Origin of the sequence: Pseudogemmobacter faecipullorum (genome assembly GCF_020539525.1) — a bacterium.
Lineage (GTDB): Bacteria > Pseudomonadota > Alphaproteobacteria > Rhodobacterales > Rhodobacteraceae > Pseudogemmobacter > Pseudogemmobacter faecipullorum.
Window position 1 is genome coordinate 61,645 of sequence record NZ_JACDXX010000005.1, and the last position, 14,526, is coordinate 76,170.

Consider the following 14,526-nt stretch of genomic DNA (forward strand, 5'->3'; position numbering starts at 1 on the left):
ACCGCCATGATTATCCGCCCGCTCAGCGAAAGCTATGCCGTCTCGCCGCAGATCGCGCCCGAGGATCTCGCGGCGATCAGAGCCGCTGGCTATACCACGGTGATCGACAACCGCCCCGATGCCGAAATCCCCGGCGAGTTGCAGAGCGCAGAGATGCGCAGCGCAGCCGAGGCGCTGGGCCTGAGCTTTGTTGCCAATCCGGTGATCGGCGGCGCGCTGACCATGGAAAATGTTGAGGCCCAGGCCGCCGCGATTGCCGCAGCCCCCGGCCCGGTCTTCGCCTATTGCGCCAGCGGCAACCGCTCCTCTATCGTCTGGGCCTTGTCCCAGGCCGGGCAGATGCCCGCCGAAGAGATGATCAGCCGCGCCGCAGAGCATGGCTATCAGCTGGCGCATCTGCAGCCGCAGATCGAGGCGCTGGCGGCACAGAAAGCCCGGGGCTGAGCGGCCAGAGGCAGGCCGGGAGCCAGGGCCAGGCAAAGGGGCCTCAGGCGCGCGGTGGCCGCGCGCCCGTCAGACTGACCCCCGCCCGGTCACCATCCTGTCCGGCTTCCCCCGCACAGGCCGCGCCCAACTCACCCCCTGCCTCACTCACCCCCGGCCCAAATCACCTCGTGCCCAGATCACCTCGTGCCTGTCTGATCTTCTGACGGCCAGCTGCTGTTACCTGGCCAGCCCTCCGCCCCGGGGGGCTCTGCCCCGAGGATCTCTGCTCCGGGGGCAAAGCCCGTAGCAGCGCTGCTCATGAAAGGCTCGGGCCCGGGATCATCGCCCTGCAGTTCAAAGGCGGCGACTGGCCCGGCGGCGGGCAAAACCGCCGGACCCTCAGCCAGCCCGGCTGCAGCCGGCCAGGCCCTGCCCGTCTCTCCCGCCGGCCAGGGCTCTGCTTCCGCCGTCTCCTCTTCCCCGGGCAGGCTGGTCAGCCGCAAGGCCCTTGCGCCCCGGCTCTGCCCCAGTTTCGCCCGGGCCAGCAGCCGCCCATCCGGGCTTTCGAGCCGGATCCGGGCCAGACTGCCCTCTGGCAGCTCCAGCAGCTGCCCCGGCCTGAGCGCCATCCCCTGTGACAGCGGCAGCCGGATCCGCGTCAGCACCGCCTGCATCCGGCATTCCGCCCCGGCCAGCGCCGCCGCCATCTGTGCCGCCTCGCCCGGCGCGGTCACCGGATCTGCCACAGCCGGTTGCAGCCCCGGCAGATCTGCCGGCAAAGCCAGCATCACCTGGCCGTGGCGCGCCCCTTCAGCCGTGCTGAGACCGACCTGACAGAACCACCAGGGCTGATCCTCGAGCAAAAGGCCCAGCGCGCGGCTGTCTTCGAGGCCAGAAGCATAGCGAAAGCCCGGCGCGGCACGGCCCTCACGCTCGCGCAGCAGCTGATCAAAGCCTGCAAGCGCCTGATCGAGCAGCCCGGCCACCATCGCCGCATCGGTCTGGGTCGGACGACGCGGCCGGGCCGGTTGCGCGCCAATGCGCCGGGTGGTCTGCATCTCGATCAGTGCCGCCATCAGATCGAAAGACAGCGCGAGCATCGCCAGCGCCTCACCCGGGCCATCGAGCAAAGCGATCAGCCCGCGTTCGGGCAGGATTTCGGGCAATTCGGCAAGATCGCGCCGGCTATGGCCCAGCGCCACCGGCTCGCAGGCCAGCCCCGCCCCCTCACGAAAGGCGCGGATCAGCGCCAGCTGCCAGGCCTGATCACAGGGATCGTTCTGCGCCTGAACGGGCACCGGGGGTTTCAGCTTGCGCCGCAGGATCTCATTCATCGGCAGCCTGCCTCCGGCCAGGGCCCCTCCCTGTTGTGCCAAGCATGCCGGATCGGGGTTACGCTTTGATTAACATCTCAGCTTTCACTGGCCGGGCTGATGCGCAAAGGCAGGATGATGCGAAAAGCCGCCCCTCCCTGTCCGGGCAGATAGGCAATCGTGCCATGCAGATTGGTGATGATCTCGCGGCAGATCGCCAGACCGAGCCCGGCACCGCTGGCCCGGGTCTCGCCCGGCAGCCGCCAGAATTTTTCAAACATCACCGCGCGCGCCGCCTTGGGAATGCCTTTGCCATTATCGGCAATATCAATGCGCACCCGTCCGGCACGGATCCTCACCGCAATCCGGATCCTTGGCAGCCCCGCATCGCAATATTTCCGGGCATTGGAGATCAGATTGATCAGCACCTGGGTCAGGCGGTCGGCATCGGTCTGCAGCCAGACCATTTCACTCAGCGGATCGCGGATAAACTCAATCTCATGGCCGGGACGGATATTGCCGGTGGCCAGAATGGCGCGGTTGAACATCTCCTCAAGGCTGGCCAGCGAAAGCGAGAGCTGCACCCTGCCGCTTTCCAGCACCGAGAGATCAAGCAGATCGTCGAGCAGCCGGGTCAGCCGCACCGCCTCATCGCGGATGATCCCGCCCTGCCGGGCAACGATACCCGGCGGCAGATCCCCCTCGGCCAGGATTTCCGAGAAAGCCCGGATCGAGGTCATCGGCGTGCGCAACTCATGGCTGATCTGGGTCAGGAAAGCATCCTTCTGCACCGAGAGCGCGGTCAGCTTCTCATTTGCCTCACGCAAAGCGGTGGCGGTGCGTGACAGCTCGCCCCTTTGTTCCTCGAGCTGGGCCGAATGTTCCATCAGCTGGGCGGATTCGCGCGCCACCACCATCAGATCCTCGACCGTTACCGTCTCAAGCCCGACCAGTTTCGAGATCACCGCATGGGCGGTGGCGGCGCCGATCAGCCCGGCAAGGCTCTGCTCCAGCGCCGCAAGGAAGGCCGGCGTCGGATCGGGCAGCAGGCTTTCGCTTTTGCCCTGTGCCCGGGCCGCGCGCTCAAACAGGCTCTGCGCCTCTTCCTCGCCCATAATGCGCTGGCTCATCTCCAGCAAAGCCTCAGGCTCCGCCGCCGCACGGGTCCAGCGCTCGGGGCCAACCTGGCCCTCAAAGACATTGACGAAAGCCGCGCTCTGCAGCCGCTCCACCGCGCCGGGAAAGCTGAGCATCGAGGCGAGGCAGTAGATCGTGCTGTTGAGCAGCAGTGACCAGAACAAAGCATGAACCAGCGGATCCATAAGCTCGGTGCCGAACAAAGCCCGTGGCCGCAGCCAGGAAAGGCCCCAGAGCCCCTGTTCCAGCACCGCGGCAGGCAGCAGCGCATCACCGAAAGAGGGCAGGAACAGGCAATAGGCCCAGAGGGTAAAGCCTGTCAGCAGCCCGAGCAGCGCCCCGGTGCGGGTGGCGCCGCGCCAGAAAATCCCGCCCATCATCGCCGGCAGGAACTGCGCCACACCGACGAAAGAGATCAGCCCGATCTCGGCCAGCGCGCCCGAGCCGCCCGAAATGCGATAATAGCCATAGCCCAGAGCCAGAACGAGGCCGATCGACAGCCGGCGCGCATGCAGCACCAGCGAGCGCACATCCTCGGAAATCGCGCCCGAACGGCGCAGCCGCAGCCAGGTCGGAATAACGATATGGTTCGAGACCATGGTCGCGAGGGCAATTGCCTCGACAATGACCATCGATGTGGCCGAGGAAAAGCCGCCGAGGAAAGCCAGCATCGCCAGCCCGCCCTGGCCTTCGGCCAAAGGCAGGGTAAGGACGAACATATCGGGATTAGCCCCCTCGGGCACCCGCTCCAGCCCCAGCACGGCAATCGGCACGATGAACAGGCTCATCGCCAGCATATAGGCCGGAAAGGCCCAGGAGGCGCGGGCGAGCTGCGCCTCATCATTATTCTCGACCACCAGCACATGGAACATGCGCGGCAGGCAGATCACCGCCACCCCGGACAGAAAGATCAGCGCCGTCCAGCGCCCGGGCTGCAATTGCCAGTCATGCAGCAGCGAGGCATCGATCTTTGTCATCACCCCGGAAATGCCGCCACTCAGCCCCCAGACGACAAACACCCCGACCGCAATCAAGGCCAGCAGCTTGACCACCGCCTCGACCGCAATCGCGGCGACAATGCCGGTATGCTGTTCTTTGGCATCGAGATTGCGGGTGCCGAACAGAATAGTGAACAAAGCCAGACCGGCGGCGACCCAGATCGCAATCTGCCCGCCGCCGGGCCGGATCCCGGTTTCCGAGGCGGCGCTGGCGAAAACGTCAAAGGCCAGCACCACCGATTGCAGCTGCAAAGCGATATAGGGCGTGACCACCACGATCGCCACCAGGGTGACGATCACCCCGAGGCTGTTTGACTTGCCATAGCGCGACGAGATCAGATCGGCGATCGAGGTCACGCGCTGCTGGCGGCCGATATAGACCAGCTTTCGCAGGATCCACCACCAGCCGATGAAGACCAGGGTCGGCCCGAGATAGATGGTCATAAATTCCAGACCCGAGCGCGCCGCATAGCCGACCGCGCCGTAAAAGGTCCAGGCAGTGCAGTAGATCGACAAAGCCAGGGTATAGACCAGAGGCGAACGCAGCCAGGAGGCCGCGCCGATCCAGGCCCGGCGCTCGACCAGGAAGGCCACGACAAAGAGAAAAATCACATAGGCAAGGCAGGAGGCGACCAGAAGGTTAAAGGACATCATCCCTGCCCTTCACCCGAGGCTCAGCCAGCAGGCTGCGCTCCGGCCCGGCCTCGCCCTCCTCCTCTACCGAGCGCGCCAGCCCCGGCGCCAGAGCGGCCGCTGCGAGGATCAGCAAAGCCCAGATCAGGAAAAACCAGATCACATCGCCCGAGAGCAGTCTCGAGCCGCTGCCCGCCGGGCTCCAGAGCATTGGCAGAATCATCAGAAAGGCCCCGACCACCGGCAAAAGCCGGGCGGCATCGCGCAGACGGCGGCGGCGATAGGGATTATGGGCCAGGAACACCGGCCGCCGGAGCGGCTTCATGCCGCGGTCGGCCCGCCGGCATCCGCCGCCGCGCCAGCCCGGGCAAGGGTCCGCACCAGCTCGACAATCTCGGCATTTGAAAAGGGCTTGGTCATGAATCGCGTCGCCCCGGCTTTTTCCGCCGCCTCACGGTCGCGCGGCTGGCCCTTGGCGGTCAGCATCAGCACCGGCACATCGCCAAGATGCGGATCGGCGCGCAGGCTGGCCAGCACGTCAAGCCCCGAGAGGCCCGGCAGCATATGATCAAGGATCACCAGCTCAGGTCCGAGCCGGCGCGCCGCCGCCACCGCCCCGTCACCGCTGCTCAGATGCGTCACCTGCCAGCCGGCGCGGCCCAGAATGAAGCAGATCGCCTCGGCGATATTCGGCTCATCCTCAATCAGCAGCAGCGGTCGCCCGGTTTCTCCGGTCGCTGTTGTCATCACATATGGTCCCTCCTCCCCAGGGGGCCATGCGAAGGGGCGCAACCGCGCCGCGCTTCGCCCGGTCCCTTGCACTTTTTCCGATAAGCGCCGCCCTGTCAAAAGGCAGATCGGCTTACGGACAGATTTCTCGCGGCAGATTTCAGCTCTGGCGCAGCACCGATGGCTCGCGCCGGGCCGGACAGGCCTCACGCGGGCAGAGCCGGCAGGTCGGGCCGAGCGGCAGGGCCAGACCCTGCCCGGCGCCGGATCCGGATCCGGGATCTGTGGCCAGGATCAGCATGGCCGAAAGCCGCAGCTCCGGCCCGGCAAAGCCCCAGGGCTGGCTGGTCTCGCAAAAGCCGAGGCAGCGGAAGCGATGCGCGCCCGGCAGGGGCATTTCCACCTCCTGGGCCAGCGGCTGGCCGGGCCGGACCAGGGCCTGAAACAAAGGCCAGAGCGGACAGGCCGCGCCGAGCCTTGGCACGGCGAAACCGCGCACGGGTTTGCGAAACAGCAGGCTGCCCGAGCCATCGCAGAGCACCAGCCCCGCCTCTGCCCCGGGCCAGAGCGCAATCCGGTGCATGGCGGCAATGACGCTGGTGTGAAACCGCGCCGCCAGCAGCGCCGGATCGGGCCCGGTCTCCGCCAGGGCCCTGGCGAATGCCTCGCCCGGCATCTGCGCCATCTCGCGCGCCCGGGCCCCGAGCCAGTCGCGCGCCAGCTGCCGCCCCGCCGCCGTGGCAAGCCGCGCCACTTCCTGCCGGGCGGCCCCGAGATCATCGGCACTGTCGCCAAGGCTCCAGTTGCGCGCCACCAGCCAGGCCTCCAGCTCATCGCGGGGCGAGCTGGCGATGCTCTCGGCCTCGGTGGTGCCGGCGTCGAGCCAGGTGATCAGGGTCTGCGCCCCCTCCACCAGGCGCTCGCTGTCCTGAAAGAGGTTTTGCTGAAATTTTCGCTGCCAGTCCGGGCTGAGATCCTCGGTCCCGGCGAGGATCTGCGCCGTGGCGCGCACGCCGGACAGGGCCGACAGCAGCTCATGCAGAGCCGAGGACAGGCCCGGATCATGCGCCAGCCGGTCATTGAGCGCCGCCAGCGCCTGACGCAAAGCGGTATTATGCGCCGACCCCGCCGCCAGCAGCCGGGCCCAGCCGGGAAAACGCCCGGCAAATTCACCGGCGCGCTCCGCTTCGGCGCGCAATTCCGGCATCAGAGCCGCCGCCTCGCGCAGATCGGCGATCAGCGCATCCGGGCCGCTGTCATCAAATTCCGCCAGCTCTGCACCCAGCGCCGCGACCAGCCGCTCCAGCACCTCGGGGGTCAGCTTGCGGCGGTTGTGTTCGATCAGATTGAGATAGGCGGGCGAGATCGCCGCTTTCGCCGCCAGCTCGCCCTGGCGCAGCCCCGAGGCCAGGCGATATTCGCGCAATCTGCTGCCGATCAGCGCTGAAATCGCCATCACCCTGCCCCCCTGAACTTTATAAGGCGGCCCCTTTCTTCAGGGGCCGCCTCACATGGCTGCGGCAGAGTTTACAATATGATGTAAACTTTACAATCAGACCCCGGTGGCGGGAATTCCGCCCCGCGGGACCGCGCGCGGGCTGGTCAGGTCTTTCCAGGTGGAAAGGGCGCGGTTGACCGCGCCATTGGGTGCACGGGCGACAAATTCGCCATGGCCCTCGCGGCTGTTCAGCACCCCGTCCTCGGCCATGATGGTGCCGCGCGACAGCACATAGCGCGGCAGGCCCTTCACCTCCCAGCCCTCAAAAACATTGTAATCAATCGCCGAGACCTGCTTTTCGGCAGTGATGGTGCGGCTCTTCTGCGGATCCCAGACGATGAGATCGGCATCCGCACCGACCAGCACCGCGCCTTTCTGCGGATAGCAGTTCAGGATCTTGGCGATATTGGTCGAGGTCAGGGCGACAAATTCATTCATCGTGATCCGGCCCGGCGTGACGCCATAGCTCCAGAGCAGCGACAGCCGGTCCTCAAGCCCGCCGGTGCCATTGGGGATTTTGGTGAAATCCTGCAGCCCCATGCGCTTTTGCGCGGTGGTGAAAGCGCAGTGATCGGTGGCCACCACCGAGAGCGTACCCGAAGAAAGGCCTGCCCAGAGCCCCTCCTGATGTTGTTTGTTGCGAAACGGCGGCGACATCACGCGCCGCGCCGCGTGATCCTGATCGGGATGGAAATATTCGCTTTCATCAAGCAAGAGATGCTGCACCAGCGGCTCGCCCCAGACCCGCTGGCCGCGCATTTTGGCGCGCCGGATCGCCTCATGCGCCTCCTCACAGCTGACATGGACGATATAGAGCGGCACGCCCGCCATATCGGCGATCATAATGGCGCGGTTCGTCGCCTCGCCCTCGACCGCGGTCGGGCGCGAATAGGCATGGCCCTCGGGCCCGGTAATGCCCCGCGCCAGCAGTTTCGCCGAAATCTCGGCAATCAGATCGCCGTTTTCGGCATGAACAAAGGGAATGGCCCCCAGTTCGGCACAGCGCGAGAATGAGGCGAACATCTCATCATCATTCACCATCAAGGCGCCTTTATAGGCCATGAAATGCTTGAAGGAATTGATGCCGCGCTCAGTGACCGCCCTCATCTCGTCAAAGACCTGCTCATCCCACCAGGTCACCGCCATATGGAAGGAATAATCGCAATGCGCCAGGGCGGATTTATTATCCCAGAGCTTCAGCGCATCGAGCAGGCTCTGCCCCGGGGCGGGCAAAGCGAAATCCACCACCATGGTGGTGCCCCCCGCCAGCGCCGCGCGGGTGCCCGAGCCGAAATCATCCGCAGTTGAGGTGCCCATGAAGGGCATATCGAGATGGGTATGCGGATCAATGCCGCCGGGCATGACAAAGCAGCCGGTGGCGTCAATCACTTTATCGCCCTGCAGATCCGGGCCGATGGCGGTGATCTTCCCGCCCTCGACCAGCACATCCGCACCATAGGTCAGATCTGCGGTGACAATCGTGCCACCTTTGATAACTGCGCTCATTCCGGCGCCTCCCTTCCCTGTTGTGCCGCCGCCTGCCGCGACTGGCTTTAACGAAAACGGGCGCGGGGTTTTCCCCCGCGCCCGTATGTTCAGCGAATGATCTCAGCGGTTTCCAGCACCGCATGCAGCAGCACATCGGTGCCCGCCGCCGCCCAGGCGGGGGTGATCGCCTCGGCCTCATTATGCGACAGCCCGCCCTCGCAGGGGCAGAAGATCATCGTGCTCGGCGTGACCTTCGCCAGCCAGCAGGCATCATGCCCGGCGCCCGAGACGATATCGCGGTGGCTGTAGCCCAGATGATCCGCCGCCGCGCGCACCCGCGCCACCAGCTCGGGCGCGAAAGGCACCGGGTCGAAATGGCCCACCGGCTCAACGGCGCAGCCGACCTGCAAAGCGGCACAGATCTCAGCCGCGCCGCTCTCAATCGCTGCCCGCATCCGGCTCAGTTTGCCCAGATCGGGCGAGCGGATATCGACGGTAAAAGTCACCGAGCCCGGGATCACATTGCGCGAATTCGGCGCGAAGAACACCTGGCCGATGCCGCCGACGGCATTGGGCTGCCCGGCCATGGCCACCTCCTGCACCAGCTCAAAAATCCGCGCCATGGCAAGGCCCGCATTGCGGCGCAGATGCATCGGGGTCGAGCCGGTATGAGCATCCTTGCCGGTCAGCGTGAACTCGAGCCACCAGAGGCCCTGGCCATGGGTGACAATGCCGATATCGGTGCCTTCGGCCTCGAGGATCGGGCCCTGTTCGATATGCAGCTCAAAATAGGAATGGAATTTGCGCGCGCCGGGTGCTTCCTCGCCTGCCCAGCCGATCCGCGCCAGCTCCTCGCCAAAGCGTTTGCCCTCGGGATCCTGACGCGACAAAGCGTAATCCTCAGAAATCACCCCGGCGAAGACGCCTGAAGCCAGCATGGCCGGGGCAAAACGCGCCCCCTCCTCATTGGTCCAGTTGATCAAAGTGATCGGGCGGCGGGTCTGAATGCCCAGATCATTCATCGTGCGCAAAACCTCAAGCGCGCCCAGCACCCCCAGAACACCATCATATTTGCCGCCCGTCGGCTGGGTGTCGAGATGGCTGCCCATGCTGACCGGCAAAGCCCCGGGATCCGTTCCGGCGCGGGTGAAGAACATATTGCCCATCCGGTCGAGCCCCATGCTCAGACCCGCCGCCCCGGCCCAGCGCTTGAGAAGATGACGCCCCTCGCCATCGGCATCGGTCAAGGTCTGGCGGTTGTTACCCCCGGCAATCCCGGGGCCAATTTTCGCCATTTCCTCCAGGCTCTCCCAGAGGCGTTCCGGATTGATGCGGAGATTTTCTCCGGATGCGGCCATGTCAGGCTCCTCGCAAGCATTCCCGCCCTGCAGACAGCAGCAAAGACACTGCCCGGGCATCTGTTTATTTTGCAGTTCTGACCGCCGGGCCCGGCCTGCCCAGACTGCCTGACCGCCAGCCGCAGGCGAGCACAGCCCGGGCCGGGGGTCAATCGCTTTCCCCTCCGCCGGGCAAGAGGTGCAATCCAGGGTTGATTTGCGCGCGCCTGAGTGCAAAATAGAAAACTAAACCCTGCAGTACACTTTCACCTTTATCAGGAGAGACCACCTCGCCACAGCCTCAGATGAGCCGCATCCAACGTAAGAACCGCGAGGCGATCCTGTCGGCCGCGCTGGATATGTTTTCACAACATGGCTTTAAGGGGGCGACACTTGATCAGATCGCGGCGCAGGCCGGGCTGTCCAAACCCAATCTGCTGTATTATTTCCCCTCAAAGGAAGAGATTCACCGCGCCCTGCTGAACAGCCTGCTCGATCAGTGGCTTTTGCCGCTGAACTCCATTTCGGCCAAAGGCGAACCGCTGCAGGAAATTCTGAGCTATATGCGCCGCAAGCTGGAGCTGGTGCGCATCGCCCCACGTGAAAGCCGGATCTTTGCCTCTCTGATCCTGCTCGGGGCGCCGCACAGCCACCCGGCGCTGGAAGAGGAGGTGCGCCGGCTGGTGCTGGAAAAGGCGATCGTGCTGCGCGACTGGATGGATCGTGGCCTGATCGCACGCTGTGACCCGGTGCATCTGATTTTTGCGATCTGGACCCTGACCCAGCAATATGCAGAATGCGGCCTGCCTTTCCGGGTGGTGCTTGGCGAACATTACGATCCGCATCAGGAGGCTGAGGTGTTTCTGGAGCAGGTGCTGCGCCGGATGCTGCGGCCGAGGCCGCAATGGTAGCCAGCCCGGCTGATCGTTAAAATGCGGTTTAATTTTAACCTGTTAATCGTTTGGAGATCTTCGGGGCCTGCGCCTATTGTGATCCCGGGATACAACCGATGAAGGGCAAGGGACATGGCTTTTGACGCAGCCGTCCGGCCCGGGCTGCCGCTGACAGGGGCTTCGTCACAACCGGGGCCCGGCATCAGCAGCGGCCCAGCGCCGGCCTCACAAAGTGGCAGCCGGATCAGACCGGCAACCGCCCCGCAAACCGCGCGCCCGGTCACTCCCGCCGGGGGCGCGGTGGCCAGTGCAGCCGGCGGCGGCGGCGAAGGGGCTGCAGCACGGGCTGCAGCCCTAACCGTGGATTTTCCCGGTGCCGCCGCCGAGGCCCGGATCGCAGCGGCCCAGCGCGTCTATATGATGACTTTGCGCGCCGCCGGTGTCAGCCCGATGACCAGCCGGCTGACACCACCGCTCTGAGACCCTGCTATTGCGCGGCTTTCACCGCGCCGGGATTATTGGGATGGCTGGTCCAGTTGGCATAACCGCCGACGCGCTGCCCGGTCCTGGGGTCCAGCGCGCCCTGCGCCATCGGCTGCATGGTGATGCAGTTTTCAACCGGGCAGACATTCACGCAGAGGTTGCAGGCGACGCATTCCTCCTCCTTCACCGAAAACTGCCGGTCGGCTGAGATTGCAATCGCCTGATGGCTGGTATCCTCACAGGCGGCATAGCAGCGCCCGCAGCGGATGCAGTCCTGCTGGCTGATATGGGCCTTGGCGACATAATTCAGGTTCAGATACTGCCAGTCGGTGACATTGGGCACGGCGCGGCCGCGCAGCTCCTCCAGCGTCATCCCCTTGTCATCGAGATACTGGCTGAGCCCCGAGATCATCTCTTCGACCACTTTAAAGCCATAGGTCATGGCGGCGGTGCAGACCTGGACCGTGCCACAGCCCAGAGCGATAAACTCGGCCGCATCGCGCCAGGTGGTGATGCCGCCAATGCCCGAGACCGGCAGGCCGCTCAGCTCGGGCGAGCGGGCAATTTCCGCCACCATATTCAGCGCGATCGGCTTGACCGCCGGGCCGCAATAGCCGCCATGGCTGCCCTTACCATCAATCATCGGCTCGGGCGAAAAGCTGTCGAGATTGACCGAGGTGATCGAATTCACCGTATTGATCAGGCTGACCGCATCGGCGCCGCCGCGCATCGCCGCCGCCGCAGGCACCCGGATATCGGTGATATTCGGCGTCAGCTTTACGATACAGGGCAGGCGCGAATATTGTTTCACCCAGGCGGTAACCATCTGAATATATTCGGGCACCTGCCCCACGGCCGAGCCCATTCCGCGTTCAGCCATGCCATGCGGACAGCCAAAATTCAGCTCGACCCCATCAGCGCCGCTATCCTCGATCCGCAGCAATATATCTTTCCAGCTCGCCTCATCGCAGGGCACCATCAGCGACAGGATCACCGCCCGGTCCGGCCAGGCTTTCTTCACCCGGCGGATTTCCTCGAGATTTTGCTGCAAAGGCCGGTCGGTGATCAGCTCGATATTATTCATCCCCAGCAGCCGCCGGTCCGCGCCCCAGACCGCGCCATAGCGCGGGCCGTTGACATTGACCACCGGCGGCCCCTCCGAGCCGAGGGTCTTCCAGACCACCCCGCCCCAGCCCGCCTCAAAGGCGCGGGTGACATTATATTCCTTATCGGTCGGCGGCGCTGAGGCCAGCCAGAACGGATTGGGCGAACGGATGCCGAGAAACTGCGTCGAGAGATCAGCCATGAAAGCCTCCCTGAAAGCTCTGGGGCGCAGATCTGTGCTGCGCCGGAAATGAAAAAGGCCCGGTGACGCCGCTTTGCGTCCCGGGCCCCTGATCCGATGGTCTGTTCGCGCTCAGCCGAACAGATGCGCCCAGATCCAGCTGATCACAATGCCGCCGACCTCGCCGAATTTCAGCACCACAAAGGCCCAGGACAGACAGCCGATGCCGTTCCAGAAGGCAAAGCGCAGGAAATTCATCCCGCTCATCCCGGCCATCAGAAACACCACCGGCCGCAGGAAGGTGGTGAAATGGCCCAGCAGCACCGTCAAGGGCCCCCAGCGGGTGAAGGCGGCATCGGCTTTGACCACCCAGTCGGGATGATCTGACAGCGGCCGGCATTTCAGGATCGCATCGCCGTAGCGCCGGCCCAGCCAGAATGAAAAGGTCGATCCGGCCAGCGCTCCGGCCGAGGCCCCCAGCCATAAAGTGGTGAAGTTCAGCACCCCATTGGCGGCAAAAGCCCCGACGCCGACCATGATGGCGGTCGAGGGCACGAGGATCGACAGAAAGGCGGTGGTCTCTGCGGCGGCAAAAATCAGCATCAGCCAGGGGGCCAGCAGATGATGCCGCTCGACAAAGGCGATCACCTGTTCGATCAGATCCGTCATTCCTGCCCCTCACCCGGCGTTTTTTATGCCAGCCAGGGTTTGGCCGAGAAGCCGCGACGGAGCAAGGGAAAACCCATAAAACCATCGCTCAGTCCCCGCGCAGCGCCAGCGAGATCGCCTCGGCGGCATCGCGCCCGGCGGCAACTGCCGAGACTGTCAGATCTTTCCCCTCTGCCGTGCAATCGCCCCCGGCCCATACGCCTGGCGGCAGGCTGCCGAGCCGCCCGTTTTCCGCCGACAGCCCGCCGGGCAGGCCAGCCAGCCGCTGGCCGACCGCGATCAGAAGCTGATCGGCGGCAAGGGTGAACCGCGCATCGCTCAGCTCCGGCCCCGCCGCGCCCGGTCTGGTATGGGCGCATTCCACCGCCTCAAGCCGGGTCTCACCGATCAGCCGCACCGGCAGCACCTGGTCGAGGATCTGCACACCGTTTAGCAGCGCCAACTCCTGTTCATACTCCGATGCCCCCATCTCGGCCCGGCTGCGCCGGTAGAGCAGCGTCACCCGCGCCGCCCCCAGCCGGCGCGCCTGAACCGCGGCATCAATCGCCGTCATGCCGCCGCCCAGCACCAGCACATCGCGGCCGACCGGCAGGCTGGCCGGATCCGCGGCCTGACGCAGCTCTGCGATGAAATCCACCGCATCGCGCACCCCCGTGAGGCCCGGCCGCCCGAGGCCGGGATCATTCACCCCCTGCAGGCCGATGCCAAGATACACCGCATCAAATCCGGCGCGCAGCGCATCGAGGCTGAGATCGGTCCCGATCTCAACTCCGCAGCGGATCTCAATTCCGCCGATCTGCAGCAGCCAGTCAATCTCGCGCCCGGCAAAGTCACCGGCGGTTTTATAGCTGGCGAGACCATATTCATTCAGCCCGCCGGGCCGGGAGCGGCGCTCAAAAATCACCACCTGATGGCCATGCAGGGCCAGGCGATGCGCACAGGCCAGCCCGGCCGGGCCAGAGCCGACCACGGCAATCCGCCTGCCGGTGGCGGGGGCGCGGCTGAAAGGATGTTCGCCCTTTGCCATCACCAGATCAGTGGCATAGCGCTGCAGTGCCCCGATCCTGACCGGGTGGCCTTCGGCGGCCTCGCGCACACAGGCCTGTTCGCATAAAGTCTCGGTCGGACAGACCCGGGCGCAGATGCCGCCAAGGATATTTTGCGACCAGATGGTCTTTGCCGCCGCCTCTGGCGTGCCGGTGGCGATCTGGCGGATGAACAGCGGGATATCAATGGCGGTGGGACAGGCGGTGATACAGGGCGCATCATAGCAGAAATAGCAGCGATCTGCGGCAACCCTCGCCTCATGGCGGTCAAGCGGAGCGATAAGATCGGTAAAATTCCGGTCATACTCAGCGGCTGGCAGGCGACCCGGGACAATTCCGGGCGTCAGCGGGCTATTGGGCATCAGTCTTCGGACCTCCCCGTTTTTTGCGGCCCTGAGCACCGGGCCATAACCCAGCCTTGCACAGGGGATCGCATTTCCCCAAGGATAATCTGACCCGGGTCCAGGCCTGCGCCCCAGGCCTGACACCCCACCCCGGCGCCATCGGCTCCGGCAATTGCTCCTGGTCTTTTCTCCGGGGCTTTGCTGCCCTATAAGCAGGTATCAAACAAACCGGCGGGCCCTGGTCCGC

The 14,526-nt window shown here is 65.1% G+C and carries 13 protein-coding genes; 3 read left to right on the forward strand and 10 right to left on the reverse strand.

Annotated elements, in window-relative coordinates; translation table 11 throughout:
- The first annotated feature begins 6 nt into the window (after positions 1-6).
- Positions 7-444 (forward strand): protein tyrosine phosphatase family protein, encoded by a 438-nt coding sequence (locus H0485_RS06910; RefSeq protein ID WP_226934635.1) that lies wholly within the window; start codon positions 7-9, stop codon positions 442-444.
- A 179-nt stretch (positions 445-623) separates the two neighbouring features.
- Here the strand turns inward: H0485_RS06910 and H0485_RS06915 are convergent, their stop codons facing one another.
- The 7 genes from H0485_RS06915 to H0485_RS06945 form a co-directional block, all read right to left on the reverse strand.
- Positions 624-1,760 (reverse strand): FliM/FliN family flagellar motor C-terminal domain-containing protein, encoded by a 1,137-nt coding sequence (locus H0485_RS06915; RefSeq protein WP_226934636.1) that lies wholly within the window; start codon positions 1,758-1,760, stop codon positions 624-626.
- Positions 1,761-1,837: 77 nt separating this feature from the next.
- Positions 1,838-4,525, reverse strand: coding sequence for a sodium:solute symporter family transporter (locus H0485_RS06920; protein WP_226934637.1), 2,688 nt, complete (start codon positions 4,523-4,525; stop codon positions 1,838-1,840).
- Positions 4,515-4,832, reverse strand: coding sequence for a hypothetical protein (locus tag H0485_RS06925; protein WP_226934638.1), 318 nt, complete (start codon positions 4,830-4,832; stop codon positions 4,515-4,517). The genes H0485_RS06920 and H0485_RS06925 overlap by 11 nt, the downstream gene beginning before the upstream one ends.
- Positions 4,829-5,254 (reverse strand): response regulator transcription factor, encoded by a 426-nt coding sequence (locus H0485_RS06930; RefSeq protein WP_226934639.1) that lies wholly within the window; start codon positions 5,252-5,254, stop codon positions 4,829-4,831. Before H0485_RS06930 ends, H0485_RS06925 begins: the two co-directional genes overlap by 4 nt.
- A 142-nt stretch (positions 5,255-5,396) precedes the next feature.
- Entirely contained in the window at positions 5,397-6,692 is a 1,296-nt protein-coding gene (locus H0485_RS06935) for an XRE family transcriptional regulator (protein ID WP_226934640.1), read from the reverse strand.
- 96 nt (positions 6,693-6,788) lie between these two features.
- Positions 6,789-8,240 carry a dihydropyrimidinase gene (hydA, locus tag H0485_RS06940; protein WP_226934641.1) on the reverse strand — a complete coding sequence of 484 codons (1,452 nt, stop codon included), beginning with the start codon at positions 8,238-8,240 and terminating at the stop codon, positions 6,789-6,791.
- Between the two features lie 89 nt (positions 8,241-8,329).
- The gene (locus H0485_RS06945) at positions 8,330-9,580 is read right to left on the reverse strand and encodes a Zn-dependent hydrolase (protein WP_226934642.1); all 1,251 of its coding nucleotides are present in this window, start codon (positions 9,578-9,580) and stop codon (positions 8,330-8,332) included.
- A 284-nt stretch (positions 9,581-9,864) separates the two neighbouring features.
- On the opposite strand from H0485_RS06945, the gene H0485_RS06950 reads away from it, so the two are divergent.
- Positions 9,865-10,470, forward strand: a complete 606-nt coding sequence (locus H0485_RS06950) for a TetR family transcriptional regulator C-terminal domain-containing protein (RefSeq protein ID WP_226934643.1) — start codon at positions 9,865-9,867, stop codon at positions 10,468-10,470.
- Between the two features lie 282 nt (positions 10,471-10,752).
- Positions 10,753-10,932 carry a hypothetical protein gene (locus H0485_RS06955; protein ID WP_226934644.1) on the forward strand — a complete coding sequence of 60 codons (180 nt, stop codon included), beginning with the start codon at positions 10,753-10,755 and terminating at the stop codon, positions 10,930-10,932.
- Between the two features lie 7 nt (positions 10,933-10,939).
- On the opposite strand, the gene preA is transcribed toward H0485_RS06955, so the two are convergent.
- From preA to H0485_RS06970, 3 genes are all read right to left on the reverse strand, one after another.
- Positions 10,940-12,241: an NAD-dependent dihydropyrimidine dehydrogenase subunit PreA gene (gene preA, locus H0485_RS06960; protein WP_226934645.1), complete on the reverse strand. Its 1,302-nt coding sequence runs from the start codon at positions 12,239-12,241 to the stop codon at positions 10,940-10,942.
- A gap of 111 nt (positions 12,242-12,352) precedes the next feature.
- Positions 12,353-12,889 carry a DedA family protein gene (locus tag H0485_RS06965; protein WP_226934646.1) on the reverse strand — a complete coding sequence of 179 codons (537 nt, stop codon included), beginning with the start codon at positions 12,887-12,889 and terminating at the stop codon, positions 12,353-12,355.
- Between the two features lie 88 nt (positions 12,890-12,977).
- Positions 12,978-14,297: an NAD(P)-dependent oxidoreductase gene (locus H0485_RS06970; RefSeq protein WP_226934647.1), complete on the reverse strand. Its 1,320-nt coding sequence runs from the start codon at positions 14,295-14,297 to the stop codon at positions 12,978-12,980.
- Positions 14,298-14,526: the final 229 nt, after the last annotated feature.

Coding starts and splice junctions, on each gene's coding strand:
- H0485_RS06910 (WP_226934635.1), top strand. CDS start 7: ATGATTATCCGCCCGCTCAGCGAAAGCTATGCCGTCTCGCCGCAGATC.
- H0485_RS06915 (WP_226934636.1), bottom strand. CDS start 1,760: ATGAATGAGATCCTGCGGCGCAAGCTGAAACCCCCGGTGCCCGTTCAG.
- H0485_RS06920 (WP_226934637.1), bottom strand. CDS start 4,525: ATGTCCTTTAACCTTCTGGTCGCCTCCTGCCTTGCCTATGTGATTTTT.
- H0485_RS06925 (WP_226934638.1), bottom strand. CDS start 4,832: ATGAAGCCGCTCCGGCGGCCGGTGTTCCTGGCCCATAATCCCTATCGC.
- H0485_RS06930 (WP_226934639.1), bottom strand. CDS start 5,254: ATGACAACAGCGACCGGAGAAACCGGGCGACCGCTGCTGCTGATTGAG.
- H0485_RS06935 (WP_226934640.1), bottom strand. CDS start 6,692: ATGGCGATTTCAGCGCTGATCGGCAGCAGATTGCGCGAATATCGCCTG.
- hydA (WP_226934641.1), bottom strand. CDS start 8,240: ATGAGCGCAGTTATCAAAGGTGGCACGATTGTCACCGCAGATCTGACC.
- H0485_RS06945 (WP_226934642.1), bottom strand. CDS start 9,580: ATGGCCGCATCCGGAGAAAATCTCCGCATCAATCCGGAACGCCTCTGG.
- H0485_RS06950 (WP_226934643.1), top strand. CDS start 9,865: ATGAGCCGCATCCAACGTAAGAACCGCGAGGCGATCCTGTCGGCCGCG.
- preA (WP_226934645.1), bottom strand. CDS start 12,241: ATGGCTGATCTCTCGACGCAGTTTCTCGGCATCCGTTCGCCCAATCCG.
- H0485_RS06965 (WP_226934646.1), bottom strand. CDS start 12,889: ATGACGGATCTGATCGAACAGGTGATCGCCTTTGTCGAGCGGCATCAT.
- H0485_RS06970 (WP_226934647.1), bottom strand. CDS start 14,297: ATGCCCAATAGCCCGCTGACGCCCGGAATTGTCCCGGGTCGCCTGCCA.